This is a genomic window from Gloeotrichia echinulata CP02 (genome assembly GCA_038087035.1).
GTDB lineage: Bacteria > Cyanobacteriota > Cyanobacteriia > Cyanobacteriales > Nostocaceae > Gloeotrichia > Gloeotrichia echinulata.
In genome coordinates this window covers 1,734,371-1,760,142 of the sequence record CP051187.1, presented here as the reverse complement: position 1 = coordinate 1,760,142, position 25,772 = coordinate 1,734,371, and the positions used below count along the sequence as shown (strand labels likewise).

Annotated in this window: 28 protein-coding genes; 16 read left to right on the top strand and 12 right to left on the bottom strand. The window is 42.4% G+C overall.

Going from position 1 to position 25,772, the window contains the following annotated elements:
- Positions 1 to 609 precede the first annotated feature (609 nt).
- A complete protein-coding gene (locus HEQ19_07800) occupies positions 610 to 1,131 on the top strand; it encodes a photosystem I assembly protein Ycf3 (protein ID WYL99447.1) in 522 nt (173 codons plus the stop codon).
- Between the two features lie 141 nt (positions 1,132 to 1,272).
- A complete protein-coding gene (gatC, locus tag HEQ19_07795; protein WYL99446.1) occupies positions 1,273 to 1,563 on the top strand; it encodes an Asp-tRNA(Asn)/Glu-tRNA(Gln) amidotransferase subunit GatC in 291 nt (96 codons plus the stop codon).
- A 191-nt stretch (positions 1,564 to 1,754) separates the two neighbouring features.
- Here the strand turns inward: gatC and HEQ19_07790 are convergent, their stop codons facing one another.
- Entirely contained in the window at positions 1,755 to 2,174 is a 420-nt protein-coding gene (locus HEQ19_07790; GenBank protein ID WYL99445.1) for a hypothetical protein, read from the bottom strand.
- Positions 2,175 to 2,348: 174 nt separating this feature from the next.
- Positions 2,349 to 2,699 (bottom strand): BON domain-containing protein, encoded by a 351-nt coding sequence (locus HEQ19_07785; GenBank protein ID WYL99444.1) that lies wholly within the window; start codon positions 2,697 to 2,699, stop codon positions 2,349 to 2,351.
- A gap of 1,092 nt (positions 2,700 to 3,791) precedes the next feature.
- Between HEQ19_07785 and HEQ19_07780 the strand changes: the two genes are divergently transcribed.
- Together HEQ19_07780 and HEQ19_07775 are read left to right on the top strand one after the other, a co-directional pair.
- Positions 3,792 to 4,304 (top strand): hypothetical protein, encoded by a 513-nt coding sequence (locus tag HEQ19_07780; GenBank protein ID WYL99443.1) that lies wholly within the window; start codon positions 3,792 to 3,794, stop codon positions 4,302 to 4,304.
- 14 nt (positions 4,305 to 4,318) lie between these two features.
- Positions 4,319 to 4,477, top strand: a complete 159-nt coding sequence (locus HEQ19_07775; GenBank protein WYL99442.1) for a hypothetical protein — start codon at positions 4,319 to 4,321, stop codon at positions 4,475 to 4,477.
- Between the two features lie 43 nt (positions 4,478 to 4,520).
- Here the strand turns inward: HEQ19_07775 and HEQ19_07770 are convergent, their stop codons facing one another.
- The gene (locus HEQ19_07770) at positions 4,521 to 5,102 is read right to left on the bottom strand and encodes a thioredoxin family protein (GenBank protein ID WYL99441.1); all 582 of its coding nucleotides are present in this window, start codon (positions 5,100 to 5,102) and stop codon (positions 4,521 to 4,523) included.
- Positions 5,103 to 5,222: 120 nt separating this feature from the next.
- Complete coding sequence (locus HEQ19_07765; GenBank protein WYL99440.1) at positions 5,223 to 5,438, bottom strand: chlorophyll a/b-binding protein; 216 nt, start codon at positions 5,436 to 5,438, stop codon at positions 5,223 to 5,225.
- Between the two features lie 673 nt (positions 5,439 to 6,111).
- On the opposite strand from HEQ19_07765, the gene HEQ19_07760 reads away from it, so the two are divergent.
- From HEQ19_07760 to HEQ19_07750, 3 genes are all read left to right on the top strand, one after another.
- Positions 6,112 to 7,608, top strand: a complete 1,497-nt coding sequence (locus HEQ19_07760; GenBank protein ID WYL99439.1) for a thymidylate synthase — start codon at positions 6,112 to 6,114, stop codon at positions 7,606 to 7,608.
- Positions 7,608 to 8,159: a dCMP deaminase family protein gene (locus HEQ19_07755; GenBank protein WYL99438.1), complete on the top strand. Its 552-nt coding sequence runs from the start codon at positions 7,608 to 7,610 to the stop codon at positions 8,157 to 8,159. The genes HEQ19_07760 and HEQ19_07755 overlap by 1 nt, the downstream gene beginning before the upstream one ends.
- 101 nt (positions 8,160 to 8,260) lie before the next feature.
- Complete coding sequence (locus HEQ19_07750) at positions 8,261 to 8,812, top strand: Uma2 family endonuclease (protein WYL99437.1); 552 nt, start codon at positions 8,261 to 8,263, stop codon at positions 8,810 to 8,812.
- A 171-nt stretch (positions 8,813 to 8,983) separates the two neighbouring features.
- Here HEQ19_07750 and HEQ19_07745 read toward each other — a convergent pair whose 3' ends face one another.
- Both HEQ19_07745 and HEQ19_07740 read right to left on the bottom strand, forming a co-directional pair.
- On the bottom strand, positions 8,984 to 9,136 hold the full coding sequence (locus tag HEQ19_07745) for a hypothetical protein (GenBank protein WYL99436.1): 153 nt from the start codon (positions 9,134 to 9,136) through the stop codon (positions 8,984 to 8,986).
- Between the two features lie 58 nt (positions 9,137 to 9,194).
- A complete protein-coding gene (locus HEQ19_07740) occupies positions 9,195 to 9,731 on the bottom strand; it encodes a P-loop NTPase family protein (GenBank protein WYL99435.1) in 537 nt (178 codons plus the stop codon).
- A gap of 341 nt (positions 9,732 to 10,072) precedes the next feature.
- Between HEQ19_07740 and HEQ19_07735 the strand changes: the two genes are divergently transcribed.
- The 8 genes from HEQ19_07735 to HEQ19_30725 all read left to right on the top strand — a co-directional run bounded on the left by HEQ19_07735 (position 10,073) and on the right by HEQ19_30725 (position 15,135).
- Positions 10,073 to 10,630 (top strand): nucleoside monophosphate kinase, encoded by a 558-nt coding sequence (locus HEQ19_07735; protein ID WYL99434.1) that lies wholly within the window; start codon positions 10,073 to 10,075, stop codon positions 10,628 to 10,630.
- Positions 10,631 to 10,728: 98 nt separating this feature from the next.
- Positions 10,729 to 11,472 (top strand): ribonuclease PH, encoded by a 744-nt coding sequence (rph, locus tag HEQ19_07730; GenBank protein ID WYL99433.1) that lies wholly within the window; start codon positions 10,729 to 10,731, stop codon positions 11,470 to 11,472.
- A 289-nt stretch (positions 11,473 to 11,761) separates the two neighbouring features.
- Positions 11,762 to 12,484, top strand: coding sequence for a 6-phosphogluconolactonase (gene pgl, locus HEQ19_07725; protein WYL99432.1), 723 nt, complete (start codon positions 11,762 to 11,764; stop codon positions 12,482 to 12,484).
- Between the two features lie 141 nt (positions 12,485 to 12,625).
- Positions 12,626 to 13,555, top strand: coding sequence for an FHA domain-containing protein (locus HEQ19_07720; protein WYM03301.1), 930 nt, complete (start codon positions 12,626 to 12,628; stop codon positions 13,553 to 13,555).
- 40 nt (positions 13,556 to 13,595) lie between these two features.
- Complete coding sequence (locus tag HEQ19_30730; protein WZI67135.1) at positions 13,596 to 13,724, top strand: hypothetical protein; 129 nt, start codon at positions 13,596 to 13,598, stop codon at positions 13,722 to 13,724.
- Between the two features lie 78 nt (positions 13,725 to 13,802).
- Positions 13,803 to 14,546 carry a M50 family metallopeptidase gene (locus HEQ19_07715; protein ID WYL99431.1) on the top strand — a complete coding sequence of 248 codons (744 nt, stop codon included), beginning with the start codon at positions 13,803 to 13,805 and terminating at the stop codon, positions 14,544 to 14,546.
- A gap of 35 nt (positions 14,547 to 14,581) precedes the next feature.
- The gene (locus HEQ19_07710; GenBank protein ID WYL99430.2) at positions 14,582 to 14,731 is read left to right on the top strand and encodes a hypothetical protein; all 150 of its coding nucleotides are present in this window, start codon (positions 14,582 to 14,584) and stop codon (positions 14,729 to 14,731) included.
- Positions 14,728 to 15,135, top strand: a complete 408-nt coding sequence (locus tag HEQ19_30725; protein ID WZI67134.1) for a hypothetical protein — start codon at positions 14,728 to 14,730, stop codon at positions 15,133 to 15,135. Before HEQ19_07710 ends, HEQ19_30725 begins: the two co-directional genes overlap by 4 nt.
- Positions 15,136 to 15,348: 213 nt before the next feature.
- Here HEQ19_30725 and HEQ19_07700 read toward each other — a convergent pair whose 3' ends face one another.
- The 6 genes from HEQ19_07700 to HEQ19_07675 all read right to left on the bottom strand — a co-directional run bounded on the left by HEQ19_07700 (position 15,349) and on the right by HEQ19_07675 (position 21,645).
- A complete protein-coding gene (locus HEQ19_07700) occupies positions 15,349 to 15,783 on the bottom strand; it encodes a type II toxin-antitoxin system VapC family toxin (protein WYL99429.1) in 435 nt (144 codons plus the stop codon).
- Positions 15,780 to 16,001 (bottom strand): hypothetical protein, encoded by a 222-nt coding sequence (locus HEQ19_07695; GenBank protein WYL99428.1) that lies wholly within the window; start codon positions 15,999 to 16,001, stop codon positions 15,780 to 15,782. Before HEQ19_07695 ends, HEQ19_07700 begins: the two co-directional genes overlap by 4 nt.
- Before the next feature lie 325 nt (positions 16,002 to 16,326).
- Complete coding sequence (locus HEQ19_07690; GenBank protein ID WYL99427.1) at positions 16,327 to 17,352, bottom strand: 2-hydroxyacid dehydrogenase; 1,026 nt, start codon at positions 17,350 to 17,352, stop codon at positions 16,327 to 16,329.
- 579 nt (positions 17,353 to 17,931) lie between these two features.
- Positions 17,932 to 18,171 (bottom strand): type II toxin-antitoxin system Phd/YefM family antitoxin, encoded by a 240-nt coding sequence (locus HEQ19_07685; protein ID WYL99426.1) that lies wholly within the window; start codon positions 18,169 to 18,171, stop codon positions 17,932 to 17,934.
- Between the two features lie 136 nt (positions 18,172 to 18,307).
- A complete protein-coding gene (locus tag HEQ19_07680) occupies positions 18,308 to 20,140 on the bottom strand; it encodes a tetratricopeptide repeat protein (protein ID WYL99425.1) in 1,833 nt (610 codons plus the stop codon).
- Between the two features lie 788 nt (positions 20,141 to 20,928).
- Positions 20,929 to 21,645, bottom strand: coding sequence for an SDR family oxidoreductase (locus HEQ19_07675; protein ID WYL99424.1), 717 nt, complete (start codon positions 21,643 to 21,645; stop codon positions 20,929 to 20,931).
- Between the two features lie 294 nt (positions 21,646 to 21,939).
- Between HEQ19_07675 and HEQ19_07670 the strand changes: the two genes are divergently transcribed.
- Positions 21,940 to 25,431 (top strand): HEAT repeat domain-containing protein, encoded by a 3,492-nt coding sequence (locus HEQ19_07670; GenBank protein WYL99423.1) that lies wholly within the window; start codon positions 21,940 to 21,942, stop codon positions 25,429 to 25,431.
- The last annotated feature ends 341 nt before the right edge of the window (positions 25,432 to 25,772 follow it).

Sequence of the window (25,772 nt, the reverse complement as noted above, 5' to 3'; positions counted from 1 at the left end):
TATTACTAAATGATTTCCTATAAACAGGCTAATTTTTATTTTATATTTAGCATCTTGCTACCAAAGATAATTATTTCAAAAAATAAAAATATGGCGTATTATTTATTTCTGGTATTTCTATCAATAAAAATAAATATCATTTGTCAGCGGTGCTTCTCTGGTAGCGGATTTGAGGAAAAAGTATATCTACGTTTAGTAAATTTGAATTACCAGACAGCCCCCTAGCGACAGCTTGTGTCCAGCCAGTTCCGGATTTGGCAACCGAATACAACATTGCACATAGGCAGCTAGTAGCAACTGTGTTATATAATCCTAAAAGCGCCAAACGTGAATTTCACCAGTTACGCTGGGGGTTGATTCCTGAAAAACCAAAGGGCTTCCACGGTGGGTTCGCGTAGCGTCACGTAAAGCCTGCGGACTACCTCCGCTTACACCTAGAGTCCCGCTCTTAACGCACAGAAGTTAGGACTTTGGTGAACAAAGCTCAAAATAATACTCCAGAGTCGATCATCCCCATCAAAGAGAAGAATTATCCCGCAAATCAGTTAAATTAACTTAAGAGGTGGTCAGTTCCAGAAAGCCAATAGCTGCAATACCATAGAAGCAAATATGCCAAGAACACAGAAAAACGATAACTTTATTGACAAATCTTTTACAGTCATGGCAGATATCATATTGAAGATACTGCCAACCAACAAAAAAGCCAAGGAAGCCTTTGTTTATTACCGAGATGGTATGTCCGCACAAGCGGAAGGTGAATATGCCGAAGCGTTAGACTATTACGAAGAAGCCCTCACACTAGAGGAAGACTCCAATGATCGCGGCTATATTTTCTACAATATGGGGCTGATCTATGCCAGCAACGGAGACCACGAAAAGGCTTTAGAATTGTATCACCAAGCACTTGAGTTGAATCCACGTCTACCCCAAGCCTTAAACAACATCGCCGTGATTTATCATTACAAAGGCGAAAAAGCTAAAGAAGCCGGCGATCACGACGGTGGTGAGGCGCTATTTGATCAAGCAGCAGATTATTGGGTCAGAGCAATTCGTATGGCACCCAATAACTACATCGAAGCCCAAAACTGGCTGAAAACCACTGGGCGAGTCCAAATTGACGTATTCTTTTAGGTCATTAGTCATTAGTCATTAGTCATTGGTCATTGGTCATTGGTCATTGGTCATTGGTCATTTGTCAAATGACAACTGACAAATGACAAATGACAACTGACAAATGACAACTGACAACTGACAACTAACAACTAACAACTTATGATTGATCGTGAACAAGTCCGCAAAGTAGCTCTTCTCGCTCGTTTAGAATTGTCACCAGAAGAAGAGGAGCAATTTACCACCCAGCTAGGAAGTATTCTAGATTATATCGAGCAGCTGAGTGAACTAAATGTTAGCGATGTGCCCCCAACAACACGCGCAATTGATGTTAGCAATGTGACGCGAGAGGATAATTTACAACCCTATCCTGACAGAGAAGCCATCCTCAACAGTGCGCCTGAACAGGAAGGCGAATTTTTCAAAGTACCAAAAATCCTCAATGCTGAGTAGGGATTAAGCTGTCTGTACTTAGCATATTTCATCGTCTTGACCGTTTACTGTTAACTGTTGATTGTCAACATTCAACATTCAACATTCAACGGTCAACAACCCTAATAATTAGATTTTAGATTTTAGATTTTAGATTTTAAATTCACCGTTCAATCCAAAATCCAAAATCCAAAATCTAATACTATCGTTACTTAGCCTGCTTGCTTAGGCGCACGAAAACCAGCTTTTTCGGCTGTGGCTTGATCCTTAAAGCAGATATCTGGCTTAGTTTTGTTATAATCAGGAGACTTGGCGACGTGGTAGATATTACCTCTTTTCTTAGTGATGTTACCCTTAACAGGTGCATCGCTAGGACAAGTAGTTTCCCCTTGAGGTTTAACTCCTAGCTTTTCGGCTTCTGGGGGAATAACAGCTTTAGTTCCAGATTCGCCTGGCTTTTTAGAGGTTGAAGTCGCAGCAGTAGGAGAAGACTTAACCTGAGAAATAGCAGTGGGATTTTCAGGGGTGCTGCTAACAGGTTCTTCAGGCTTTTTACCACAACTGGTAAGCATTAAAACCGCTAATAATGTCAGACTGATACTCCACTGATGATGTTTAAGTTGAGTGTTCATTGAAAATTTACCACAGATAAAAATCACGAGAATTTTGATGGAAAATAGAGGTAACACTTACACAAGAGTGCTACCTGAAAAAATTGGCGTTGAAAACACAAGATACCACTGGAATTTATCATGGTGCTAGCCTGTGTTGGCTAATATAACCCCAAATTACTAAAGACAACTACTCTAGCCAACGGTAACTTCATCTGTCACAACATCCGTAGCACCGTTAACCTCTTTAGCAATCTCAACCAATTGATCCAGAATATCTTGATTGGGGACTTGCCCTTTTAAAACAACTGTACCTCCCAACTGAGCAACATAGACAGAATTAATCTCATCGAAACGCGAGTCAACGTCAAAAGCAAGGGCGACTCTTTTTGCTAGACCACTTTGATCATATTCCCCATTTAGTCCCACCCGTTCAGGAGGAGTAATTTCTCCTTCTGAAGAGTTTTCAGCCACTAAAGTTGCATCAGGGTTAACTTGAGCATCTTCAGGTTTCTCTTGTCCAAAAAGTCTTTCTAACCAACCCATAACTGTAAGTTCTCCAATGCAAAATTACATACGTAGTTTAGCGTGGCTGGTAGTTAGATAATAGTGGACAAAATCACATTTACAAATGTTGCAAAAATACTATTGCTGCTAAAATTATGCCTATGTAACCGTAAAATTACTCAATGTGATAACAAAGAGAACAGTACGAAAAAAAGCGCGGCTAGTTGTTTAATACTTTTTGAAAGTATTTAATTATGCCACCGATCTTTTGATTATAGCTTGTCTAGTTTTTTGGGGATGAAACTATACAATACATATAGGGAAACAAAAACTATGAAATATAGCCTATATATTTATAAATCTTTAAGATTTGCAACCTACAGATACAAAATCACACGGTTGACTGTTCACTCCTCCAACGCAGGGCTACACCAATGACCAATGACCAATGACCAATGACCAATGACCAATGACAAATGACAAATGACCAATGACAAATGACAAATGACAAATGACAAATGACGACTTTAAGCAGTATGGTTTATTTGCGGCGACCTGATTTGAAAATAAGACCCCGCCCCTAGCCCCTAAGCGCAAGCAAGGAGGGAAATAAGAAGTTTTTTTTCGTGTGACACGCAGCTTTAGTCCTATTCTGCTAAATGCCGACATTTAGGATACACTGACTTTTGAACAGCTACTTCTAGGACTTACGCATTGACAAAAAACACAAAATATGTGGCTCCAAAAAACCGGAGATGTCGTAGGGGTAAAGCGCATTGCTAAACCCCGAAAACGCGGGTCTGTTTACCATCAAAGTAATAATTAATCAAAGCCTGAAACAACGTATTTTGGTAAAATCATACCATGCCAAATTTGTACAGTGCGTAAGTCCTAACTTCGTGTATTGGCCCTGTTGACTTACTGAGATCTTTATCTACGTATATTCAGCATAAAATTTGTTTTTTTTAACTTTAGTACATACTTGTTTTCATTTTATTTACGTAGCTTACCAAATCAGCAGATTCAGTTAATATCTAAGGATGTTTTATTATTTAGTTGCTTACCCTGACCTGCTGAATACCCTGGTGTTGATTTCATTTTGTTCAATAGCTTTTAGCCCTTATCGCTCCCATGCTGACCCATCACCGCAAGCCCGTGTGCTTATCACTTATTTCCACTGACCTACCTGTTTGGTCTGTGGTCGAAACTGCCGGTACTTTGTATCAAAAAGATACTGACCGATTTCATTTATTATTGACTGCACCGCCACTAATTAGTTCCAAAATGGCGACTTCCCTAAGTCCAGAGGACAAGGTAGCCCAACAGACCAGCAAAGTTTTCGCCCCCAGTAGCCCCAGAATTTTGTGGCTGGAGATTTCCCCTTACCGCGTTATCATGACCATGCAAGGAAACGGTCAAGTGAGTTACCGCCACTTCTGGGAACAGGGCGTTTATGGTATTAGTCGTTATTGGTTGCCAACGGAATCATTGCAACCAAATGATCCCATTCGCTTACGTAATTTTACTAAAGCTATGACGCTCACCGGAAACCCCTTACCAGAGCATTTGCGGGTGGAATACGAATTGTGGTCAGAAAAAGTCCAACTGGGATGCTACATCCTCAATTTGGAAATCAAGCATTAATTGGGGAATAGGGATTGGGGATTGGGGATTGGGGATTGGGGACACTTCGGCAAGCTCAGTGCATCGCTGGGGATTGGGGACACTTCGGCAAGCTCAGTGCATCGCTGGGGATTGGGGACACTTCGGCAAGCTCAGTGCATCGCTGGGGATTGGGGAAAACTCCTAACTCCTAACTCCTAATTCCTAACTCTTAACTCCCAATCCCCAATCCCTAACTTAACTAAAATAACTGGGTTCGTTCCCAGGTTTCCATTTAATATTGCAGCCAATACTTGGCTTTTGCTCATCAGGTACAGGCTGACCCGCCAGCAACGCCTCAATAGCAGCGCGTAAATCTGCACCGGTTACAGGTTTGCCATTACTGGGACGACTATCATCTAATTGTCCACGATAAACGAGTTGGCGATCGCTATCAAATAGAAAAAAATCTGGTGTGCAAGCTGCTGTATAAGCCTTCGCTGTTTCCTGCGTTTCGTCGTAGCACAAGGGAAATTTAAACCCAAGTTCTGTCGCCATTAATTTCAAAGACTCTGGTGCATCATCGGGGTATTTTTTTGCATCATTGGTGCTGATGGCAACAATTCCTAAATCACTGTTAAAGTAATCTTTTCCTAAGAGCGCCAATTGTTCTTGAATGTGCTTTACAAACGGACAATGCCGACAAATAAACATTACCAATAGCGCTTTTTTATCAGCAAAGGTAGATACTGAAATCGTCTTTTCATTTACCACTTCTGGTAGATGAAAATCTGGCGCTTTAGTGCCTAGCGGCAACATCGTAGAAGCAGTTAAAACCATAGATAGCCTGGTTAATTTAACTTGACATTTTTAAGATACCAATAAATTAGAGACGAAATATATATATCCCGTCTCCACATTTGTTAAAAATTTCGTTATTAAAATCGAAAGCAATTGTTGTTACAAACTTGCCAAAATACCAAATATACCATGTCCCGTAACAACTTCTAATGCAATTAAAGAAACAAAACCTATCATTGCCAAACGACCATTGAGGAGTTCTGCATAGGGTGTAAATCCAGTGCGATCGCCTTGCTCATCTACATACACCTTTGGCTCGATCGCAAAGTTGTTCATTAGACCCTGGTCATCAACAATAGAAGCATTTGTACGCATGGAACTTTCTCGCTTTTTTATTTATGTAACAAAGTGTAACGTATTCATTAACTTTTGTAAAGTAGAAGTTACGTAATTTAGCCACAAAGGAGTGAAAACCCTTGTTGTGGCTAGAACAGAGCCTGCGTAATCTTTATGAGAAACGGTTGACGGTTAACTCTTAGACTATTGCTTGTGAAATTATGGGATAATATTTGGATTTGATTTTAGCCAACCGTCAGGAACCTCAGCCTAAAGGCATGAGGCTTGTAAGAGAAATCAAGCAAGCCGTCCTGACCAGCCTACGTCTTAATTGACTACGTTTTTTGAGTCACGACACCGGAGAATGCGTTCGCCCCTGGCGTTGCCGAAGGCTAGCTAGTTCCTCGCTCTGTCACTAGTGGTTAAACAGTTCTAAGGTCACTGGAACAGTGCTGCTAGTCCAAAAAGCTCTTAAAACATTGGCGTTCGCGCAGCGTCTCCCCTTGGGAGAAGCTAACATTACCCCGAAAGGGAGGGACGAAAGTCCAAACATTATGCGTACAGGATTGGGAGGTTTGAAACGGCAACTGTCCCGTTGAAAGTGCAACACAAAAGCACACCGAACTAACCAATCCCAAGGCGGTAATGGTATCTAAATTCATTCAATATAAAGCCGTCCTATAAGGACGGGGTTTCAGACCCAAAGAGTTCGATGACAGCAACCAGTCAGGCAACCCAATTTCAATACAAGCCACTGCACAAGCCTAACCAACTAATTTATGGTCAAGGACAGACCGCTGTGATTACAGGGTGGACTGTAAAAGGTACGGTGCAAAAACAATTACATCCACATGAGTATGCTGTAATTGGGCAACTCTACTCACCCACACGGGGACTGAATTTACTGCTTCGCAATTTGTTGTATAATCCCCACGTCCGCTACTTAGTGATATTGAACGCCACGAAGGAGGACAGCAATGCTGGTGCATGTGAGTGCTTGAAGGACTTTTTCCGTCACGGTTTTGCAGAAGGTTTAAGCGACACTGGACGCAGATGCTGGGTAATTCGCTCTGCTATTCCTGGTTACATTGATATTGAAATTGATGCCAATGCTCTAGAAACACTGCGAAATTCTATAGAGTACATAGAAGCAAAATCAATCAATGAAGCTTGTACTTTGGTGAAATCTTATGCTCAACGGGAAACTGTTGAACCCTGGGGTTTACCGTTAGAATTCCCCATGTCTACCATTTACCCCGTTGTTTTACCAGGGACACGCTACGGACACAGAATTGAAGGTAAGACAATAGCCGAAACTTGGGTAAAAATTATTCATCGCATTAAGACAACGGGGACAATTCGACCAACTGGGTATGATGGACAATGGCAAGAATTAATTGATTTGATGGCAATTGTTACTGATGAGCCAGAGGATTTTTATTTTCCCGAACCGAATTATTTACCAATTGACCGGAGTTTTCTAGAAGAATATATTTGCCAAATTTTAGATGATGCACCCTATCGAGAAGGGTTGAAATATACATACGGTCAGCGGTTACGTTCCTGGTTTGGACGCGATCAAATTGACCAAGTGATTCAAAAATTAATTGGAGAAATTGATGCTGCTAGTGCAGTAATGACCCTATGGGATGTGAAAGATCATGAAAAAGGCGGTAGTCCTTGTCTAAATCACATTTGGCTGAGAGTTGTAGATAATGAATTATCCTTAACTGCTACTCTCAGAAGTAATGATATGTTTGCTGCATGGCCTGCAAATGCAATGGGATTATTGGCTCTGCAAAAACATATTATAAATCAAATTGCTCAACATTCTGACTATCAATTAAAAAGGGGACCACTGATTACCATAAGTCAGTCTGCTCATATCTATGATGATACGTGGAGTAATGCTGAACAGCTAATTCAAAAACAGTATACCGCCATTTGTAAAAAACTTGATTACTACGACCCAGCCGGAAACTTCTTAATTGAAATTGTAGAAAACAAGATAGTTGTTACACAGACAACTCCAGGGAGTGGTGAGGTTGTAAGTTGCTATTCTAGTAAAGATCCGTTGAAATTGCTCAGAGAAATCTGCTCGTCTTCGCCTTCAATACGTCCAGATCATGCTGGATATTTGGGAATGGAATTACAGAAAGCATCTGAGTGTTTGAAAACTGGTAAAAAATACATTCAGGATAGTAAATAATGGACTTTGATGAGCAAAGACCAACATGGGATGAGTATTTTCTCATGTTGGCTAAACTAGCAGCGACTCGCTCAACCTGTTTAGCATTTCCGGTCGGTGCTGTGATTGTGAAAAATAAGCAGGTGGTGGCAACCGGTTACAATGGTTCACCATCAGGTTCGGCTCACTGTACTGCTCAAGGATATTGCTATCCAGGGTTGAGTAGCTGTGATGCAAGTAAAACCCTACCTTCGAGGGCTGTACATGCAGAAGCAAATGCGATCGCCCAAGCCGCAAAACATGGTATATCTACAGAGGGCGCAAGTATTTATGTGACTCTAGAACCATGTCTATCTTGCTTAAAGTTAATTATCTCAGCGGGAATTAAAGAAATATTCTATGAAACGCCTTTCAACGGTGGAGAAAAAGCCTTAGTAAGAGATTCATTCGTCAATGAAGGTTTAGTTATCCTCAAGCAAGTTAAACTTTCTGAAAGTACAGCGAAAAGGGCAGCTTCATTCTTGCTGTTGTCTACATCTGTTGTCAGTTGTGATGTAGAGCATAATCGGTAATTGTCCTCGATATCCTTGCAAAAATCAACTTTTTTTCAAAACAAGTGTCTAAAGCTTAAAATATAAACAATCTCCTCAGCAAGGAAAGGCTGATACTAAGAATGACCGTTACTATAGCCAAATGGACACTGGACGACTATCACCGAATGATTGAAGTTGGACTGATTTCTGGTCGTCAAGTTGAACTATTAAACGGAGAAATCGTAGAAATGTCCCCGGAAGGACCTGAACACGCGCAACTGAGTACCGACGGTGCAGACTATTTACGATTGCTACTGGGCGACAAGGCACTTGTGCGTGATGCAAAGCCGATTACAATACCAGAAACCAGTTCGGAACCAGAACCAGATTTAGCAATTGTTCAACCATTAAGGGCACTTTATCGCACTCGCCACCCATATCCAGAAAATATTTTTTGGGTAATTGAATATTCAAACAGCAGCTTGAGCAAAGATTTAGATGCAAAACGAAAGGCTTATGCAAAAGCTGGTATTAGGGAATATTGGGTTGTGGATTTAAAGAACCGCCTCGTAATAGTTTTACGCAACCCAATTAATGAAAATTATAGTGATGAAGTAATGTTTTTAGATGGTGAAATTAGCCCACTTGCGTTTCCGGGAATCAAGGTTTTAGTCCGAGAGTTATTGAGCTAAAAACTCCACCCTTAAATCAGTGAACAGTCAACAGTTATCAGTTATCAAAACTTTTAACTGATAACTGATAACTGATAACTGTTAAAAAGGGGGAACTCAAATTTTTGATCCCGACAAGAGGACTTTTCAAACATCCTCTTAAGTAAGTCGGCGCGAAAAAACAAAACTATATTACGAAATATAAATATGTCTCAAATGCTTACCAATGACCAATGACCAATGACAACCAAAGCCAATATAGCGGTTATCGGTTGAGTCCAATACACTCGTAAGGGCACGGCAGTGCCGTGCCCCTACAGGCGATGATATAATTTTGTATTCCATCCAACTGAGAACGGCTATACGGTTTATTTGCGCCGACCTAAGTTCAGGGTGGGGTTTACTAAGGTCTATGACTACGCCGAATTTCTGTAATTTGATCTGCTACATCCAAAAGAGATTTCGGCATCTCCGGTCCTGTGAGAATGATATCGACATGGGGAGGGCGTTGTGCTAAAAACCCCAAAACTTCGCCTTCGGGAATTAAACCAAAATTGATCGCTAAATTTAACTCATCTAAGACCACGAGAGAATACTTACCCTCACAGACCACCTGTTGAGTATGTTGCCACAGTTTTTGTAAAGCTTGGTTTTCTGAATCGTCTAACTGTGGTGTATCAATACAACGAGGCAAATCACAGCGAATCCAATCTAAATTTTGTCCCAGCTGCATGGGTCGTTCCTGTCCTTGACGAATGCCACCTTTGAGGAACTGCACTACTAAAACTGGTGTGCCTTGACCAGCAATTCTCAGTGCTTGAGCCATAACGCTCGTAAAAAAGTTACGATGGGAGCTAGTAAAAACTTGCACTAGTCCTTCCACTGGACATGGTAAGCTAAGGGTCGAATTTACACTTGGGGTCTCTAGTTGGACAACCATAGATTAAAGTTTAAAATATTACAACTAATTGAAGAGTTATTGCTGAACAAGTCGGTCACAAAATCTGTATAATCAATCTGATTTTTACCAGTGTAGTGTATTTGGCAAGCTGCATTCTTAGTGAATCACTAGGTTTGTGCTGAAGTCAAGAGTAGCTGAAATTAACATAGGTGTCTTGTGCATAAAACTAACCATAAACATGAAAACAGACACATAACAGTTTAAATTAAGCTAAAACCTGGGTGTAGGGGCTAAAAATAAACAGATGTTAGATTTACCGTTGGTTTGGGCAAAACAGTGTTAAAGAGTGGTGAGTTTGAGAAAATGAGGAGTGAATTTTTGTGAGATTTGTCATTCTCGGAGGTTCAGGATCGGGGAAAAGTACTCAAGCACAAAGGCTTTGTAGAAATTTCGATATTCCGCAAATTTCTACAGGAGAGATTTTAAGGGAAGCAATTTCTAGCCTGACAAACCTGGGTCGCCACGCACAACCATACGTGGAAAAAGGGGAGCTAGTCCCCGACGAGATGATGATTGCATTAATCAAAATGTGGCTAAAAAAAATTGATCCCAATACTGGTTGGCTATTAGAAGGCTATCCCCGTACAGCCTTCCAAGCTGAGGAATTAGATTTTTTGTTGGACTATTTAGGACAAAAATTAGATTGGGCAATTTATTTACAAGTACCAGAAGCGGTTATGGTTAATCGCTGTTTGGGGCGTTCTTTATCAGATGAGCAACCGGAAATCGTCCAGCGTCGGATAGAATTATTCTACGATCGCACCATTCCCATCCTCGAATATTATGACCGTCGTCGCCTACTATTGACAATCAACGGCGACCAGTTACCACAGATGGTGGAGCAAAATATCATGAATCTACTTTCAGTTGATTGTTGATTGTTGCCTATTGCCTATTGCCCATTGCCTATTGCCGCATTGCGACACTAAGGTACCCTTAAGGCAGTATTATCTATGAAAATTTTGAGGCAATTCCAATGGTTTGGCAGCGTCCAGACGGTCGTCAACCCTATGAACTCCGTCCGACTAGCTTTCACCCCGGATTCACCCGCTTTGCGCCTGGTTCTGTACTCACAAAATGCGGTGACACTCAAGTACTTTGTACCGTCACCGTCACCGAAGGAGTTCCCAAGTTTTTAGCAGGAACTGGCAAAGGTTGGTTAACGGCAGAATATCGCATGTTACCCAGTGCTACACAACAACGAAACGAAAGGGAATTGTTGAAGTTGTCTGGACGGACACAAGAAATTCAACGTTTGATTGGACGCAGCTTACGTGCAGCACTGGATTTTGAGGTCTTGGGAGAACGCACGCTGACGGTGGATGCGGACGTATTACAAGCAGACGCAGGAACGAGAACCACAGCAATTACAGGCTCGTTTGTCGCGTTAGCTTATGCCATTTCTCAATTATTGCAGCAAGGAGTATTAGAGCGATCGCCCCTGTGTGGCCAAGTAGCAGCAGTTTCGGTAGGTTTGTTACAGGGAGAGCCTTTTTTAGACCTGAACTACCTTGAAGACGTAGCCGCCGCAGTAGATTTCAATGTTGTGATGAATCAACACTTGGGGATCATAGAAATCCAGGGAACAGCGGAAGAAGCTAGCTTTAGCCGTACCCAATTGAATCAGTTGCTGGATTTTGCCGAAAAAGGAATACAGCAATTGTTAATCGCCCAGCGAGAGGTGATTCCCGATTGGGAGGTTGTATTTGTCGGCGATTAGGAGAAGGGGATGGGGAGAAGAACTCATGCCCCATGCCCCACAATACTGCGTAGGTTTTGGAATTTCTTGGTTGAGGCAAGCAGGGGGAGAAATGGAGGCAGGCGTTGAGTTTTGCCTCCCATGCTTCCCCTGCCTCCCCTGCCTCCCCTGCAAATCCTACGCAGTATTGCCATGCCCCATGCCCCATGCCCCAATCCCCAATGATGTTAAAAGTTTCAAAAGTTAAACCGGGGAATAGTCAGAAATTCGGTATTGTATTGCTGGAAGCAGGCAATCTGATGGTGAAGCCATGAACAAAACGGTTGAAGTTCTACCGGATCAGGCCGCGCTGGTGGCGCGAGCGCTAAACTTGATCCTGTCTAAGATAGAAACTGCTATTGAGGAGCGGGGGCGGTTTACTATTGCCTTAGCTGGGGGTAGTACACCTAAGCCGTTGTACGAGGCGATTGCTAATCAAAAACTCCCTTGGGATAAAATTCATGTATTCTGGGGGGATGAACGTTATGTCCCGCCGGATCATACCGATAGCAATGAACTGATGGCGCGTCGTGCATGGCTAGATCGCGTTGATATCCCTGGGGCTAATATTCATCCCATACCCACGTTGGAAAGCGATCCAGCCCTAGCAGCGGTTAAGTATGAACAGCATCTGCAAAAATTTTTTCATACGGCACCCGGAGAGTTTCCCGCTCTTGATGTAGTCTTGCTAGGAATGGGAGATGATGCCCATACTGCATCTTTGTTTCCGCAGACAGAGGCGTTAAAAGTTCGCGATCGCCTGATTACTGTAGGTAACAAAGACACCAGCCGCCGCATCACCTTTACATATCCATTCATCAACGCGGCTAGGAGTGTAATTTTTCTGGTTGCAGGTGCTAATAAACGACCCGCTTTAGCTCAAGTCTTCGCACCCGTAGCCGATGAATTTACTTACCCATCTCGCTTCATTCAACCCCAAGGTGAACTTTGGTGGTTACTGGATGGGGCTGCTGGTGCGGAACTCCAACCTTAACTTTCCCATCAGGAGTAATTGTTAGAATTTATTGCTAGAGTCGCTCCTCTGTTGAACTACCGAGCCGCGACTTGCGCTGCTCGGAGTTCTCTCTGCTTGCCAGTACCATTTTACGATGATCTTGTACAAAGGTTTAAATCCATGATCGTCTGTCCTAATTGTAGTCATCCCAACCCAGACGGCGCAGTCCAATGCGAAGCTTGTTATACGCCGTTACCAGCGACTAGTAACTGTCCCAGCTGTGGGGCAACTGTGCAGGCAGATGCGGCTTTCTGTGGTCAGTGTGGTCATAACCTGCACTCCAGTGCCGCTGTTCCTGCAACTGCGGCGCCCGAAGTGCCTGTACAACTACCGCCATTAGTTACGCCTGACCCCTTGCCACTCGCCACCCCCGCCGCTGTTTCACCTTTACCAGCAACAATGGTGGCAACTGCTCCAGTAGCAGCACCAGTAGCGCCTCCTGTAGCGCCTCCTGTAGTACCGCCAACCGTTTTCGCGGTAGCCCCAGAACCAATCGCGCTAGCCCCCGAACCAATCGCGCTAGCCCCCGAACCAATCGCGCTAGCCCCCGAACCAATCGCGCTAGCCCCCGAACCAATCACGGTAGCCCCAGAACCAATCGCGGTAGCCCCCGAACCAATCACGGTAGCCCCAGAACCAATCGCGGTAGCCCCAGAACCAATCGCGGTAGCCCCCGAACCAATGGCAGCCCCTGTCAGTCCTGCGAGAACGCAATTACAGCTAGTGACAGCACGGCTATATCATGTTCAAAGCGACACTGATATTGAATTACCCCAAACCCTCTCTGTGATTCATATCGGCAAGCCTAATGACCGTATTCCACCTGATATTGATGTTTCCGGTTTTCCTAATTCGGAAATTGTTTCCCGGATACATGCTGACATTCGTGTTGAAGCAGACGCCCATTATGTAGAAGATGTAGGCAGTTCCAATGGCACCTACATTAACAATTTGCCCCTATTACCGGGTAACAGGCACCGTCTGCGACCAGGCGATCGCATCAGTTTAGGTAAGGGAGATTTGATGACATTCCTGTTCCAACTCTCTTAAACTTTGGGCATTGGGCACTTGTACTGAGCGAAGCCGAAGTATGGGGCATTGGGCACTTGTACTGAGCGAAGCCGAAGTATGGGGCATTGAGAAAAATAACCTCCCCATCCCCCCAGTCCCCAATCCCCAGTCCCCAATCCCCAATCCCCAGTCCCCAGCGATGCACTGAGCTTGCCGAAGTGTCCCCAGTCCCTATTGTTAAAATAGACTCAACCAGTTGCGGTAATTACTTGCAGGAAAGTGACCTATGAGGGAACCAGGAAAAGATTTTGCCAATTTATTTCCCCAAGAAGCTCCAACAGAAGTAGAAAGGATGGGACTAACCTGGCTGATAGCTGCGGCGATCGCCACTATTGTCCTGTGGCAATTACCAGGAGGCGATTATATTTTATACCCATTTACCATCCTGGCAACTTGGTTCCACGAAATGGGTCACGGCTTAATAGCCCTGGCTTTGGGCGGACAGTTTCAGAAATTAGAGATTTTTGGCAATGGTTCTGGTGTAGCAACTTATGCTATGTCCTTGTCGTTAAGACCAATTGGACCGGCTTTAGTAGCAGCCGCAGGGCCAATGGGACCGCCGATAGCCGGTGCAGCTTTGATTCTGGCTTCCCGCAGCTTTCAAGCAGCTTCCCTGAGTTTGAAAATTTTGGGGAGTATTTTGCTACTTTCAACATTAATTTGGGTACGTTCCTGGTTTGGATTCGTGGCTATTCCCCTGCTGGGTTTAATTATCCTGGGTATCGCCTTGAAAGCGCCTCGTTGGCTTCAGGGGTTTACCATTCAATTTCTCGGTGTCCAAGCTTGTGTGAGTACGTACCATCAAGTTGATTATTTATTCAGTTACAGCGCCGGTCCTCTGGGACTGTCTGATACAGCGCAAATGCAAAACTATTTACTTTTACCTTATTGGTTTTGGGGTGGGTTAATGGCGATCGCCTCTGCGGTAATTTTAGTCCAAAGTCTCCGCGTTGCCTATCGTTCCACTTGATGGGTAAGAAACATCATAAAAAGGCAATTGACTCGTTGACCCAGAGGATTGCTGAACATCAAGAAAAGATTATACTGGAATTAGAGAAGGATTTTCCTGATGAGGGTTTGATTAAGCATTGGGAAAAAGAAATTCGTGCTTTTGAAAAGGCAATCGATCAAGCGCTGAAAAGATTGGGACAATGAATATGCAAATTAGCGATCGCCCTCTTGCTGTAACTAATTCAACTCTTAACACTTTAATTGCTGAATTAGGTGCAGAATGCCTAAAAGTACAAGCTTTAATCAATCAGTTACAGTTACCCAGTTTAACTGCTAACCAACAAGCCCAGATTCTGGCAGAACTGCTAGCTGCTGCGGTTCATCTGCATAGTCACTGTGACGAAGATTTTCAGACGTTAATTGCCGAAGAATTGGAAAAGTTACCTGATGATCAGCAAAATCATAATCTTGAAGAGTTCATAATAGAGTCAACAAAAAACGCTACGTACTCTATTGGACATGTTTTGACAGATACGGCTGAAGTTGATCCCATAATGCCATTAATAGGCACGTTGAGGCTAGAAACTTCTGATTTGGGAGAATGCTAAAGCCAGCATAATTCAGGATTACAACAATTTTCATTTCTTTAAACCACAGACCAAAGTAGGGGCACAGCAGTGCTGTGCCCCTACCACGTTGTCTATTTACCTGAAAAACGCTGTCACTGAACAAAATATTAAAGGGTATAAAAATTTCAGCATATTGTCAAGGTTCATGAAGTGATTCAAGAGGATAATTTTTGGTTGAGCGATCGCTCATACTTAAATCCAATCTTTTATCAGTTGAATATTTTGTATTTTTGGATAAATGGCATTGTACAATTTTGCATCAGCAGTGATAAATTTACAGTTTTCTCTAATGCTTAAAGCTAGGTAAAGGCTATCGTAGACAGTTCTTTGATAATTCACTGCAAACTGATAGGCATCTTTTAATAATTCATCGGCAGGGAATACTTTTAATTGTATTTGTTGAAATAAATCAATTATCATCTCAGCGTCCTGATTTATTAAACCTTGAAATCGCTGTATTTTCCGAACAATATTACCAATTTCTGCATAAATTAAGTCTGGAGCAATCAAGGTAATTTGTTGTGATTGATAAGCATCAAGAATTTTATTTGCCTCTAATGAATAATCTTGAGCAATAAACCATTTAATGGCTACACTACTATCAATGACAACCTTATCTGTGATCATCTGTCTCTATCTTCTCGCAATAATTCTGTCAAATCAGAAAATTCACCATATTTTTGCTTTAAGCTTTCTTGAAAAATATGTATTTTTTTAACAAGTTCAGACTGTTCTATTTTGTTATGTTTAGCGAGATTTATTTGATTAATTTTTTCATCAACAATTCTATTAATTAAGGATTCTAAATCCTGTAAACTCATTTCGGTAATAGACTGGTTTAGCATATTTGATCTACCTCCAGTAGTAATCTCAATTTCTTTTAAGCTAGAATTTAACTAAACTGAGCTTTATTGCAATACTATTGCCAAAACCCTGAAACCCTATTAATATCGTCACGATTTTATTGGGTTTCAGATATATTTGGGAAAATTGGCAATAGTATTGTTATTGTAGCATACATTTGTATTAGGAAAAATTCATAAAAATCGCAGTATCAGTAATGTAGACAATTGAAATTTCCCTAGCAAAGTCCTGATAACGTTTTGAATTTTGATACTAGTGCGATTGCGCTCGGCGCAGTGCCGTAGGCAATCGCTTTTTGCTCTATGATTAACTTACCAAAACCTTAGCGCCAGCTTCTGGTTGAGCGCGGATTTGATTTGGACAAGGACGACTCGCTTCAATATCTGTAATATTCGCCAAAGTTGTTTCAGCAATATTACGTAAAGCTTCTTCCGTAAAGAAGGCTTGATGTCCGGTGATGAGTACGTTGGGGAAGGTTGTCAGACGTTGGAAAACATCATCTTGAATGATTTCACCAGACAAATCCTCAAAAAACAATTCCGATTCCTGTTCGTAGACATCTACACCGAGATAGCCAATTTGACCAGATTTTAAGCCATCGATGACGGCTTGGGTATCAATCAGTCCACCTCGGCTAGTATTAATGATCATCATCCCAGGTTTCATTTGTGCGATCGCCTCGGCGTTGATCAGGTGATGGGTTTCGGGAATCAGGGGACAATGTAGAGAAATAATATCAGAATTAGCAAATAACTCCGGTAATTCGACATACTTCCCACCCAGCGCCTCTAACTCTGGGTTCTGATACACATCATAAGCCAAGAGGTTACAGCCAAACCCCTTCATAATCTGTCCCAAAATTAGACCGATTTTGCCAGTGCCGAGAATCCCCACCGTGCGACCATTCAGGTTAAAGCCCAAGAGTCTATCTAGGGAGAAATTTCCTTCCCGGACACGGTTATAAGCATGATGTATTTTGCGATTGAGGCTCAAAATCAATCCTACAGCATGTTCTGCCACCCCATAGGGTGAGTATGCAGGAACACGCACAACGGTGATTCCTAGGTCTGCTGCGGCTTGTAAGTCCACATTGTTAAACCCCGCACAGCGAAGGGCTACCAGGCGCGTCCCATGTGTGGCGAGAATCTCTAAAGTTGGGGTATCAACCTGGTCATGGACAAATACGCAAACTGCTGCAAACCCAGCGGCTAAGATAGCGGTATCTCGATTCAGACGAGGTTCAAAGTAAACTAACTCATGTTTACTTTGAGAATTTGCAGCTGACAAAAACTGCCGATCGTAGGCTTTAGTACTGAAGACTGCTACTTTCATGCAAAACCTTCGGTTTTATGCTGCATCGTTTTCGAGTACATTATAGCTTGAGTCTGACAGCGGCGATCGCACCTGTAATCATTGCTAATTATAGGCATTCGCCTAGGTTTGGCTATTCCTAAAACTAAAGCAAAAATTTAGAATTCAAATTTCGGGACTTCCAATTTAAAAAATATCCAATTTGTAGGGTGCGTCAGAAAATAACAGGACTTACGCAGCTGGCACATATAGCACTTCCTATTCAGATGAGGTACAAAATTGTATCACGCGATGTAGGGGCACGGCAGTGCCGTGCCCTTACCGATGTACCTCACTAGGGCGAGAAACGCTATATATCTTCTGTCTTGAAGATCAAGAGTCAAGTGTCAAAAGTCCGGATCTTTTTAGGACTTATACCATTTCACCAAAACTATGATACATATAGAAGCCAGTAGGGGCACGGCATTGCCGTGCCCCTACCAACGTATTTGTATCATACTTACAGCGATTTTCATTCATTTGAACCACAGATCTTCGTAGGGGCGCAAGGCCTTGCGCCCCTACCCTGTGGTCTATTTACCTGAAAATGGCTGTAAAGTCCTACTTTTGACACTTGACTCTTGAGAAACTCTCCCAACTGATATTGACTAAATCGTCTGGGTTTCCTTGAATGACATCCGGTTTAAAAGTCAAATTTTTAAGTTTATCTTTTTTTTCTATAGGAACAATTTTTAACAACTTTCCATTTTTGTTAATTTCTAATGGAATACCTGTTTCTAGTATCTCATCCAGTAGACGATCAATATTATTACTCAATTCCGTTGGTGTAATCTTTTTCATATTGTTTTATTTATTAGTTTAGATATCATAGGACTTACTTACGTGTCACATTTAAATAATGGTGCGTGACGCCATAAGTCTTGCGACTGCGTACAATATTTATCGCTGCGTCACGCACCCTACAGTGTCTACAGTGTCAATCCTGCTGCTCCTGAAGTTCTCTGATCAATTCGCGAATTTGACGAGAATATTGTGTGTTGCCTACTGTATAATATAGGTCAGCGGATTTCTCGAAATCGGCAATTGCGCCTTGATAGTCGCCTAAGTTCCGGCGGACATCAGCGCGGACTATATAGGCTGTAGCCCAATCAGGCTGAAGCAGCAAGGCTTGGTTTAAGTCTGTTATGGCTCCTTTTAAGTCTCCCAACCAAGAACGGCTGCGACCTCGGTTGAACCAGTCTTCAGCAAGGCTGGAGTCGATAGCAATTGCTTGATTGTAATCTTCTTTGGCTCCTTGATAGTCTTCTGTGGCATAGCGAGCATTACCGCGAGCGCTGTAAAATGTGGCAGAGTCGGGATTTAGTCGCAAGGCTTGGGTGTAATCGGCGATCGCACCTTGATAATCTTCTATGGTATAGCGGGTAGAACCTCGGTTATAATAGGCTTCAATTAAATCGGGATGAATTTTTAATGCTTGGGTGTAATCGGCGATCGCTCGTCTTTCATCTCCTAAAAGGCGATGGGCGTTACCGCGATTGCAGTAAGCTGCAGAAAAGTTAGGCGCAATCTCGATAGCGAGTGTGTAATCTGCTATTGCTTCTGGGAAATCTTCTAATCCTTCGTGGGCAATACCTCGACCATAGTAAGCTTCGCCTAAATTAGGATTAATTTGCAATGCTGTGCTATAATCTCTAATTGCTCCTTGATAATCTGCTAAACAACGACGAGCTGCAGCGCGATCGCAGTATCCCTGGGCCAGATGAGGATTGAGTTGTAGTAGTCGATTACTGTCTTCAATGGCGCCTTGATAGTCTGCGAGTCGGCGGCGAGCATTTGCGCGAAAGCCGTAGACTAAAGCTAGGGTGGGATTTTCTTGCAATGCCTGATTATAATCTGTAATTGCGCCTTGATAGTCTCCCTGAGCGCTACGAACTAGACCGCGTTCGCAGTATGCTTGGACATCATCAGGATTTAATTGAATTGCTAGATTAAAATCGGCGATAGCGCGGTGATAGTCTTTGAGGTGAGCGAAAACTAGACCGCGATTATAGTATGCTCCCGCAAAATTGGGGTTAATTTCTAGGGTGCGGTTGTAATCGGCAATCGCTCCGTGATAGTCTGCTAAAGCATAGCGGGCATTACCTCGGTTATGATAAGCCTCCGCTAGATGAGGAGCTAACTGCAATGCTTGTTCGTGATCAGCCATCGCTTGGTGATATTCTCCTAAAAGATGGTGAATATTACCGCGATTGCTATAAGCGGCGGCAAAATTAGGATGTAGTTGCAAAGCTTGGTTAAAATCGGCGATCGCTCCCTGATTATCGCCTAAATCGCAACGAGCCACACCGCGATTATGGTAGGCATTGGCAATATCAATTGTGATATAATCAGTTAATTGGCTATTAATCTCGACTGCTTGGTGATAATCGGCAATTGCTTGGTCATAATTTCCCAAAGCAAAGTAAGCATTACCGCGACCGTGATAAGATTCAGCCAGATTGGGATTGATTTGTAAAGCCAGATGATGATCGGCGATCGCACCCTCATAATCTTCTAAAGAGTAACGCGCATTCCCTCGGTTGCAGTAGGCTGTAGCCAAATTGGGATTGATTTCTATTGCCCGTTGAAAATCGGCGATCGCACCGTGATAATCTTTGAGAGTACCACTGCGGATAATACCGCGATTATAGTAAGCTTCTGCATAGTCGGGATTTAGCTCTAGCGCTTGGGTGTAAGCGGCGATCGCTTCTTGATAATCCCCTTGTAAATTTTTGTTTAATCCCTGGTTTAAATAATCTTCAGCATTCATATAACTTTTTTGGGGTTTTGACAGTCCCTAACTGTAAGCATCGGGATTGTTCACGACAAGTTTTGAAATTCATATCTTGCACCATGATCTTATTGCAATACGGTTCAGTTAATTTTTGATCTTTCCCAAACCTCTATCGGGGGTGTGGAGGATCTTCGGAAAATATCACCAATAAAATCGTATTGCATCTTATTGCGAAAATTAAAGTCCATAATCATTATTATTTCGTAGTGTGGGCAGTGCCCACCCTAGTCCCGCGATTTCAAAGTCTTATACAATACCACTAAAACGCTGACACATGTAGGAGCGAGTGGGGGCACGGCAATGCCGTGCCCCGGAAGCTGGTATCATATCGTGTGGATTTAGGGGTATCTAAAAATTTATCCGGCTAAACAAATAGTTTGAAATCGCGGGACTAGCCTTATTGAGAAAATGCAAGATTGAGAAAAATGATTCTAGCACCAAGCTAACAATGCTGGGTAACTTGATTTGTTCGTAGTTGCGCTACCCTGCGGGAAAGCTCCGCTAATAGCGCTCCGATAATTACTCCCGAACCGCTGGAAGATTACCGTTCGCGGAGCGTCCCGTAGGGAAATAATTTTTAGCTCACGCATTCGCGTAGCGTCTCGCAGAGAAGGCGCAAAGGCGCAAAGAAGGAAAATTATAGGTAATCTTAGACCGGGAAGGGAGTAATAGGACTTACGCAGTTGTGACGAAAAATCAGCCTTTGCGATTACTACGCTCCGCTCGTCATGAGGTAAGGTGGTAGCTCCTGCGTAAGTTTTAAATTAGTCTAGTGAAAAACCACCATCTACTTTGATCACACTACCCGTAACATACTGGTTGGACAATAAATAATCCACTGTCTCAATGATTGGCTCAAAACCTCCTTCCCGTCCCAAAGGTATTTGACTTAAAGTTTTCTCTTTCTGAACCTCGTCATGGGTTGACAAAAACTTAGCTAAACCCGGTTGAATAGTATTAACTTTAATCTTGGGTGCAAAGCTTTTGGCGAAAGAAAGGCTTAAATTCTCCAGACCAGCTTTTGTCGAACAGTAAAGGGAAAAATTGGGATCAGGGCGATTGGCATAAATATCAGTAATATGAATAATATCTGCATAAGGTTGCGCCCCTCGTTCCAGATGCGCTTTTAATTCAGTATTAATCAATGCTGGAGCTACCATGTGAACACGATATAAAGCATCATACTGGTTTAACATTGCCTCTATTGTGGTTTCATTAAGACAAAAAGTAGAAGCATTGTGAACAATAGCACGTAATTTATCTGTCTGAAATTTCACTTTTTCAATTAGATTAATGATTTGTTCAGGATAACTAAAATCTGCTTGTAATAAAATTGCGCCTTGGTTCTGTAACCATTCTGTTTCGGCGGATGGAGTGCGATAATGCGCTAAAACAGAAAAACCTCGCGCCAAAAAATGACAACTTAGTAAATAGCCAAGTCTACGATTACATCCTGTAATCAATATTGTATGCTCTGTCATTCCCGTTTAATACCCTGATTTTTCATAAAATAACCCTGTTATTTCTATATTAGACTGATTGCAATAGCGTTTGTTATTGGTCATTTGTCATTGGTTATACCGTTTCACTTTAATCATGATACCAATATGTTGGTAAGGGCACGGCAGTGCCGTGCCCCTACGAGAAATCTATAGGTATCAGGGTTGCTTCTGTGGCTTGAGTTGATTCCCAATGCTAAAGCTTCTGCAAATGCGATAGGATATTTTTGAGTTGGAAGCCCATTGTGCCGATAATTACCAAGCTAGCCTGTCGATATGGTAAATATACCCCATCAAGAGCTGCAAACCTATCTCGAAACTATCGCCGCTGATTATTATGACAGGGCGAATGTATACACTTTAACGGATACGGAAGGCAAGCAGCGCGAAACCTTTGATATGAGGTTGATGGTGCAAAGCTTACAGAATCAAGAAAAACAAGAAAAACAAGAAAAACCTGAGCGCCTACCCGTAATTGAGGCTATACGTAAATATGCGACCAATCATGTATTATTAGTAGGTAAACCAGGCTCCGGAAAATCCACCGCCTTAGAAAGACTGTTATGGGAAGAAGCAAACAAGGGAGTTGAGGGGTTAGTTCACATACCCGTACTGGTGAGATTGCGTGAATATCAAAATTCTGTACTAGCTCTCATTGAGAATTTTTTTGATGAACATGGCTTAACACTGCAGAAAGATGAAATTGAAAGCCTGCTCAAAAGTCAAAAATTATTATTGCTAGTTGATGGCTTGAACGAATTACCCAATGATGATTCCAGAAAAGAGCTAAAAGAATTTCGGCGACAATATAGCCGGACACCGATGATTTTCACCACACGAGATTTGAGTCTTGGGGGAGACTTTGGTATTACCAAACAACTAGAAATGCAACCCCTGACAGAAACTCAAATGCAGAATTTTGTCCGCAGGTATCTGGAGCAAAATTCTGAGCAGATGTTAAAACAATTAAATAATCGCCTGCGGAAATTTGCCGAAACCCCCCTACTATTGTGGATGCTATGCCGAGTTTATGCCCAAGAAAACGGTAAAATTCCTACTAATTTGGGGTCGGCGTTTCAGAACTTTGCCTATATCTATGACACACAACTTAAAGGTGATGTTCCAGCCTCTGAGGCTTATCATAATTGGTGTTCTGACTTATTGCAAAAGTTAGCTTTCCAGATGATGGATAGCGGTGCGCCAACAGAACTGCGCCTGACTATATCCAAGAAAGAAGCTGAGGATATTCTCGGTGAATTTTTAGAGCAGAAAAAGAGACCTGACCCCTACAATTGTGCTAAAAACTGGTTAAACGATTTGCTAAAGCATCACCTCATCCAACCAGTCAGCAATAACAAAATTGAATTCCGCCACCAATTGCTACAAGAATATTACGCCGCCGAATACTTGCTGCGACAATTACCAACACTCAATGATGACCAACTAAAACGGAATTATCTCAATTACTTAAAGTGGACAGAACCCCTGGCGCTAATGTTGGCTTTGGTGGATAGTCTCCAGCAAGCTGAGAAGATTGTGAACTTATCGCTGGAAGTTGATTTGTTGTTAGGAGCCAGGTTGACAGGAGAGGTAAAGCAGGAGTTTCAGAAGCAAACAGTTAGTTTAATCATAGATTTAAACATTCGTGAAATATTAAAGATACATTTTCTCCGCGAGACGCGATCCAATTTCGCTATTGACTTTTTAATTAAAAGCTTACAAGATGCAGATTCATATGTTCGTAGGAGTGCCGCATATGCATTAGGAAAAATCGGCAATGAGCGGGCATTAGATGCGTTAACTAAGGCTTTACAAGATGCAGATTCATCGGTTCGTAATAGTGCCGAATATGCCTTAAAAGAAATCCGCAATGGGTGGGCAGTCTATGAGGTTACAAAAGCTTTACAATATGCAGATTCATCGGTTCGTAATAATAGCGTATACGCATTAGGAAAAATCCCCAATGAGCAGGCAGTAGATGACTTGATTAAGGATTTACAAAATGCAGATTCAGATATTCGTAGGAGTGCCGCATATGCATTAGGAAAAATTGGCAATGAGCGGGCAGTAGATGTGTTGATTGACGCTTTACAAGATGCAGATTCTGATATTCATAGGATTGCCGCATATGCATTAGGAAAAATCGGCAATGAGCGGGCAGTGGATGCGTTGATTGACGCTTTGCAAGATGTAGATTCAGATGTTGGTAGCAGTGCCGCATATGCATTAGGAAAAATCGGCAACGAGCGGGCAGTGGATGCGTTGATTAACGCTTTACAAGCTACAGATTCAAATATTGTTATTAATGCCGTATGTATATTAGGAAAAATTCGCAATGAGCGGGCACTAGATGCGTTAATTAAGGCTTTAAAAGATGCAAATGTAGATGTTCGGAGGAGTGCCGCAGAAGCATTAGAACGAATCGGCGATGAGCGGGCAGTAGATGCGTTAATTAACGCTTTAAAAGATGCAAATTTAGATGTTCGGAGGAGTGCCGCATATGCATTAGAAAAAATCGGCAATGAGCGGGCAGTTGATGTGTTGATTAAGGCTTTACAAGATGCGGATTCAGATGTTCGCATAAGTGTAAGTGCCGCAGAAGCACTAGGACGAATCGGCAATAAGCGGGCAGTAGATGCGTTAATTAATGCTTTACAATATGGAGATTCAAATGTTCGCAGGAGTGCTGCATATGCATTAGGAAATATCGGCGATGAGCGGGCAGTAGATGCGTTTATTAACGCTTTAGAAGATGCAGATTCAACTATTGTTAGCAAAGCCGCATATGCATTAGGAAAAATCGGCAATAAGCGGGCAGTGAATGCGTTGATTAACGCTTTACAAGATGCAAATTTAGATGTTCGTAGGAGTGCCGCATATGCATTAGAACAAGTCGGCAATGAGCGGGCAGTAGATGCGTTTATTAATGCTTTACAATATGGAGATTCAAATGTTCGTAGTAGAGCCGCAGAAGCATTAGGACGAATCGGCAATAAGCGGGCAGTGGATGCGTTAATTAAGGCTTTACAAGATGCAGATTCAGATGTTCGCAGGAGTGCCGCAGAAGCATTAGGAAAAATCGGCAATGAGGGGGCAGTACATGAGTTAATTAATGCTTTACAAGATGCAGATGTATTTGTTTGTATGAGTGCCGAATCTGCCTTAAAAAAAATTGCTGAGGCTAAAAATCTGGCTCAAATATGGAAGTTACTATTAAATGGGATTACTGATAATCACAATATTATTTTAAACATTCAAGAGCGCTGCAAGTTTTATAATTATGACATCACTCAGACTCCTCCAATCGAGGAGAATAAGAGTCATCCGTTGATCAAACCTCTAAACGAACTTACCGAACATTTTAAAACTATGTCAGACCAACCTAAAATTGATTTAAGCGGTGCAACCTTTCACAACATTACAGGTAGCGTTACTGGAAATATTGAAGGTGATAATATTGGTACTCAACATAATTACTCGCAAGCAGATATTGCTGAATTAGAAAAACTGCTTGAGCAATTGCTGGCTCAAATAGAGCAGAATAAACCAACGCCTATTGAGGCGCAGCCAATTGTTGCTCAAGCTGTTGAGAGCCATCCGATACTTAAGAATAAGCAAGCGATTGAGCAAGTCATCCAAAGTCATCCAACACTCAAAATACGGTTGAAAAGAGCGGTGACAGCAGCAGGTATTGAGACGGTAAAGGTTTTATTTGCTCCTGCTGGTATTGTCATAGAAACAATTAGAGCTTGGAATGACGCGGGATAGCAATATTGCGTAGGTTTTGAGCGGGGAAATAAATTAGGAGTTACGCAACTGGCACATTAGTAGGGTGCGTCAGATGCTAAAACTCTGTAGTCTGTGGGGAGTTGGAAAGATCTGATACATATAGATTTCCCGTAAGGGCACGGCAATGCCGTGCCCCTACAGTGTATATCATTCGAGCCTAACTTACCTGTATTGGAGGCGGAGCCTCCTTTAATGCGTTCCCAGTCTGAGACTGGGAACGAGATGGAGTCTGAGACTGGGAACGAGATGGAGTCTGTGACTGGGATAGGACTTACGCATTTACAAAAAACACAAAATATGTGCTGCAAAAAACCGGAGAT

What these genes read in the sequence shown, in the direction of transcription:
- rph (WYL99433.1), top strand. Translation starts at nt 10,729, where the DNA reads ATGGTTTGGCAGCGTCCAGACGGTCGTCAACCCTATGAACTCCGTCCG.
- HEQ19_07715 (WYL99431.1), top strand. Translation starts at nt 13,803, where the DNA reads ATGAGGGAACCAGGAAAAGATTTTGCCAATTTATTTCCCCAAGAAGCT.
- HEQ19_07685 (WYL99426.1), bottom strand. Translation starts at nt 18,171, where the DNA reads ATGAAAAAGATTACACCAACGGAATTGAGTAATAATATTGATCGTCTA.
- HEQ19_07675 (WYL99424.1), bottom strand. Translation starts at nt 21,645, where the DNA reads ATGACAGAGCATACAATATTGATTACAGGATGTAATCGTAGACTTGGC.
- HEQ19_30730 (WZI67135.1), top strand. Translation starts at nt 13,596, where the DNA reads ATGGGGCATTGGGCACTTGTACTGAGCGAAGCCGAAGTATGGGGCATT.
- HEQ19_07785 (WYL99444.1), bottom strand. Translation starts at nt 2,699, where the DNA reads ATGGGTTGGTTAGAAAGACTTTTTGGACAAGAGAAACCTGAAGATGCT.
- HEQ19_07765 (WYL99440.1), bottom strand. Translation starts at nt 5,438, where the DNA reads ATGCGTACAAATGCTTCTATTGTTGATGACCAGGGTCTAATGAACAAC.
- HEQ19_07770 (WYL99441.1), bottom strand. Translation starts at nt 5,102, where the DNA reads ATGGTTTTAACTGCTTCTACGATGTTGCCGCTAGGCACTAAAGCGCCA.
- HEQ19_07800 (WYL99447.1), top strand. Translation starts at nt 610, where the DNA reads ATGCCAAGAACACAGAAAAACGATAACTTTATTGACAAATCTTTTACA.
- pgl (WYL99432.1), top strand. Translation starts at nt 11,762, where the DNA reads ATGAACAAAACGGTTGAAGTTCTACCGGATCAGGCCGCGCTGGTGGCG.
- HEQ19_07680 (WYL99425.1), bottom strand. Translation starts at nt 20,140, where the DNA reads ATGAATGCTGAAGATTATTTAAACCAGGGATTAAACAAAAATTTACAA.
- HEQ19_07745 (WYL99436.1), bottom strand. Translation starts at nt 9,136, where the DNA reads ATGGAATACAAAATTATATCATCGCCTGTAGGGGCACGGCACTGCCGT.
- HEQ19_07760 (WYL99439.1), top strand. Translation starts at nt 6,112, where the DNA reads ATGACAGCAACCAGTCAGGCAACCCAATTTCAATACAAGCCACTGCAC.
- gatC (WYL99446.1), top strand. Translation starts at nt 1,273, where the DNA reads ATGATTGATCGTGAACAAGTCCGCAAAGTAGCTCTTCTCGCTCGTTTA.
- HEQ19_07780 (WYL99443.1), top strand. Translation starts at nt 3,792, where the DNA reads ATGCTGACCCATCACCGCAAGCCCGTGTGCTTATCACTTATTTCCACT.
- HEQ19_07695 (WYL99428.1), bottom strand. Translation starts at nt 16,001, where the DNA reads ATGCTAAACCAGTCTATTACCGAAATGAGTTTACAGGATTTAGAATCC.
- HEQ19_07755 (WYL99438.1), top strand. Translation starts at nt 7,608, where the DNA reads ATGGACTTTGATGAGCAAAGACCAACATGGGATGAGTATTTTCTCATG.
- HEQ19_07670 (WYL99423.1), top strand. Translation starts at nt 21,940, where the DNA reads ATGGTAAATATACCCCATCAAGAGCTGCAAACCTATCTCGAAACTATC.
- HEQ19_07690 (WYL99427.1), bottom strand. Translation starts at nt 17,352, where the DNA reads ATGAAAGTAGCAGTCTTCAGTACTAAAGCCTACGATCGGCAGTTTTTG.
- HEQ19_07750 (WYL99437.1), top strand. Translation starts at nt 8,261, where the DNA reads ATGACCGTTACTATAGCCAAATGGACACTGGACGACTATCACCGAATG.
- HEQ19_30725 (WZI67134.1), top strand. Translation starts at nt 14,728, where the DNA reads ATGAATATGCAAATTAGCGATCGCCCTCTTGCTGTAACTAATTCAACT.
- HEQ19_07700 (WYL99429.1), bottom strand. Translation starts at nt 15,783, where the DNA reads ATGATCACAGATAAGGTTGTCATTGATAGTAGTGTAGCCATTAAATGG.
- HEQ19_07720 (WYM03301.1), top strand. Translation starts at nt 12,626, where the DNA reads ATGATCGTCTGTCCTAATTGTAGTCATCCCAACCCAGACGGCGCAGTC.
- HEQ19_07740 (WYL99435.1), bottom strand. Translation starts at nt 9,731, where the DNA reads ATGGTTGTCCAACTAGAGACCCCAAGTGTAAATTCGACCCTTAGCTTA.
- HEQ19_07790 (WYL99445.1), bottom strand. Translation starts at nt 2,174, where the DNA reads ATGAACACTCAACTTAAACATCATCAGTGGAGTATCAGTCTGACATTA.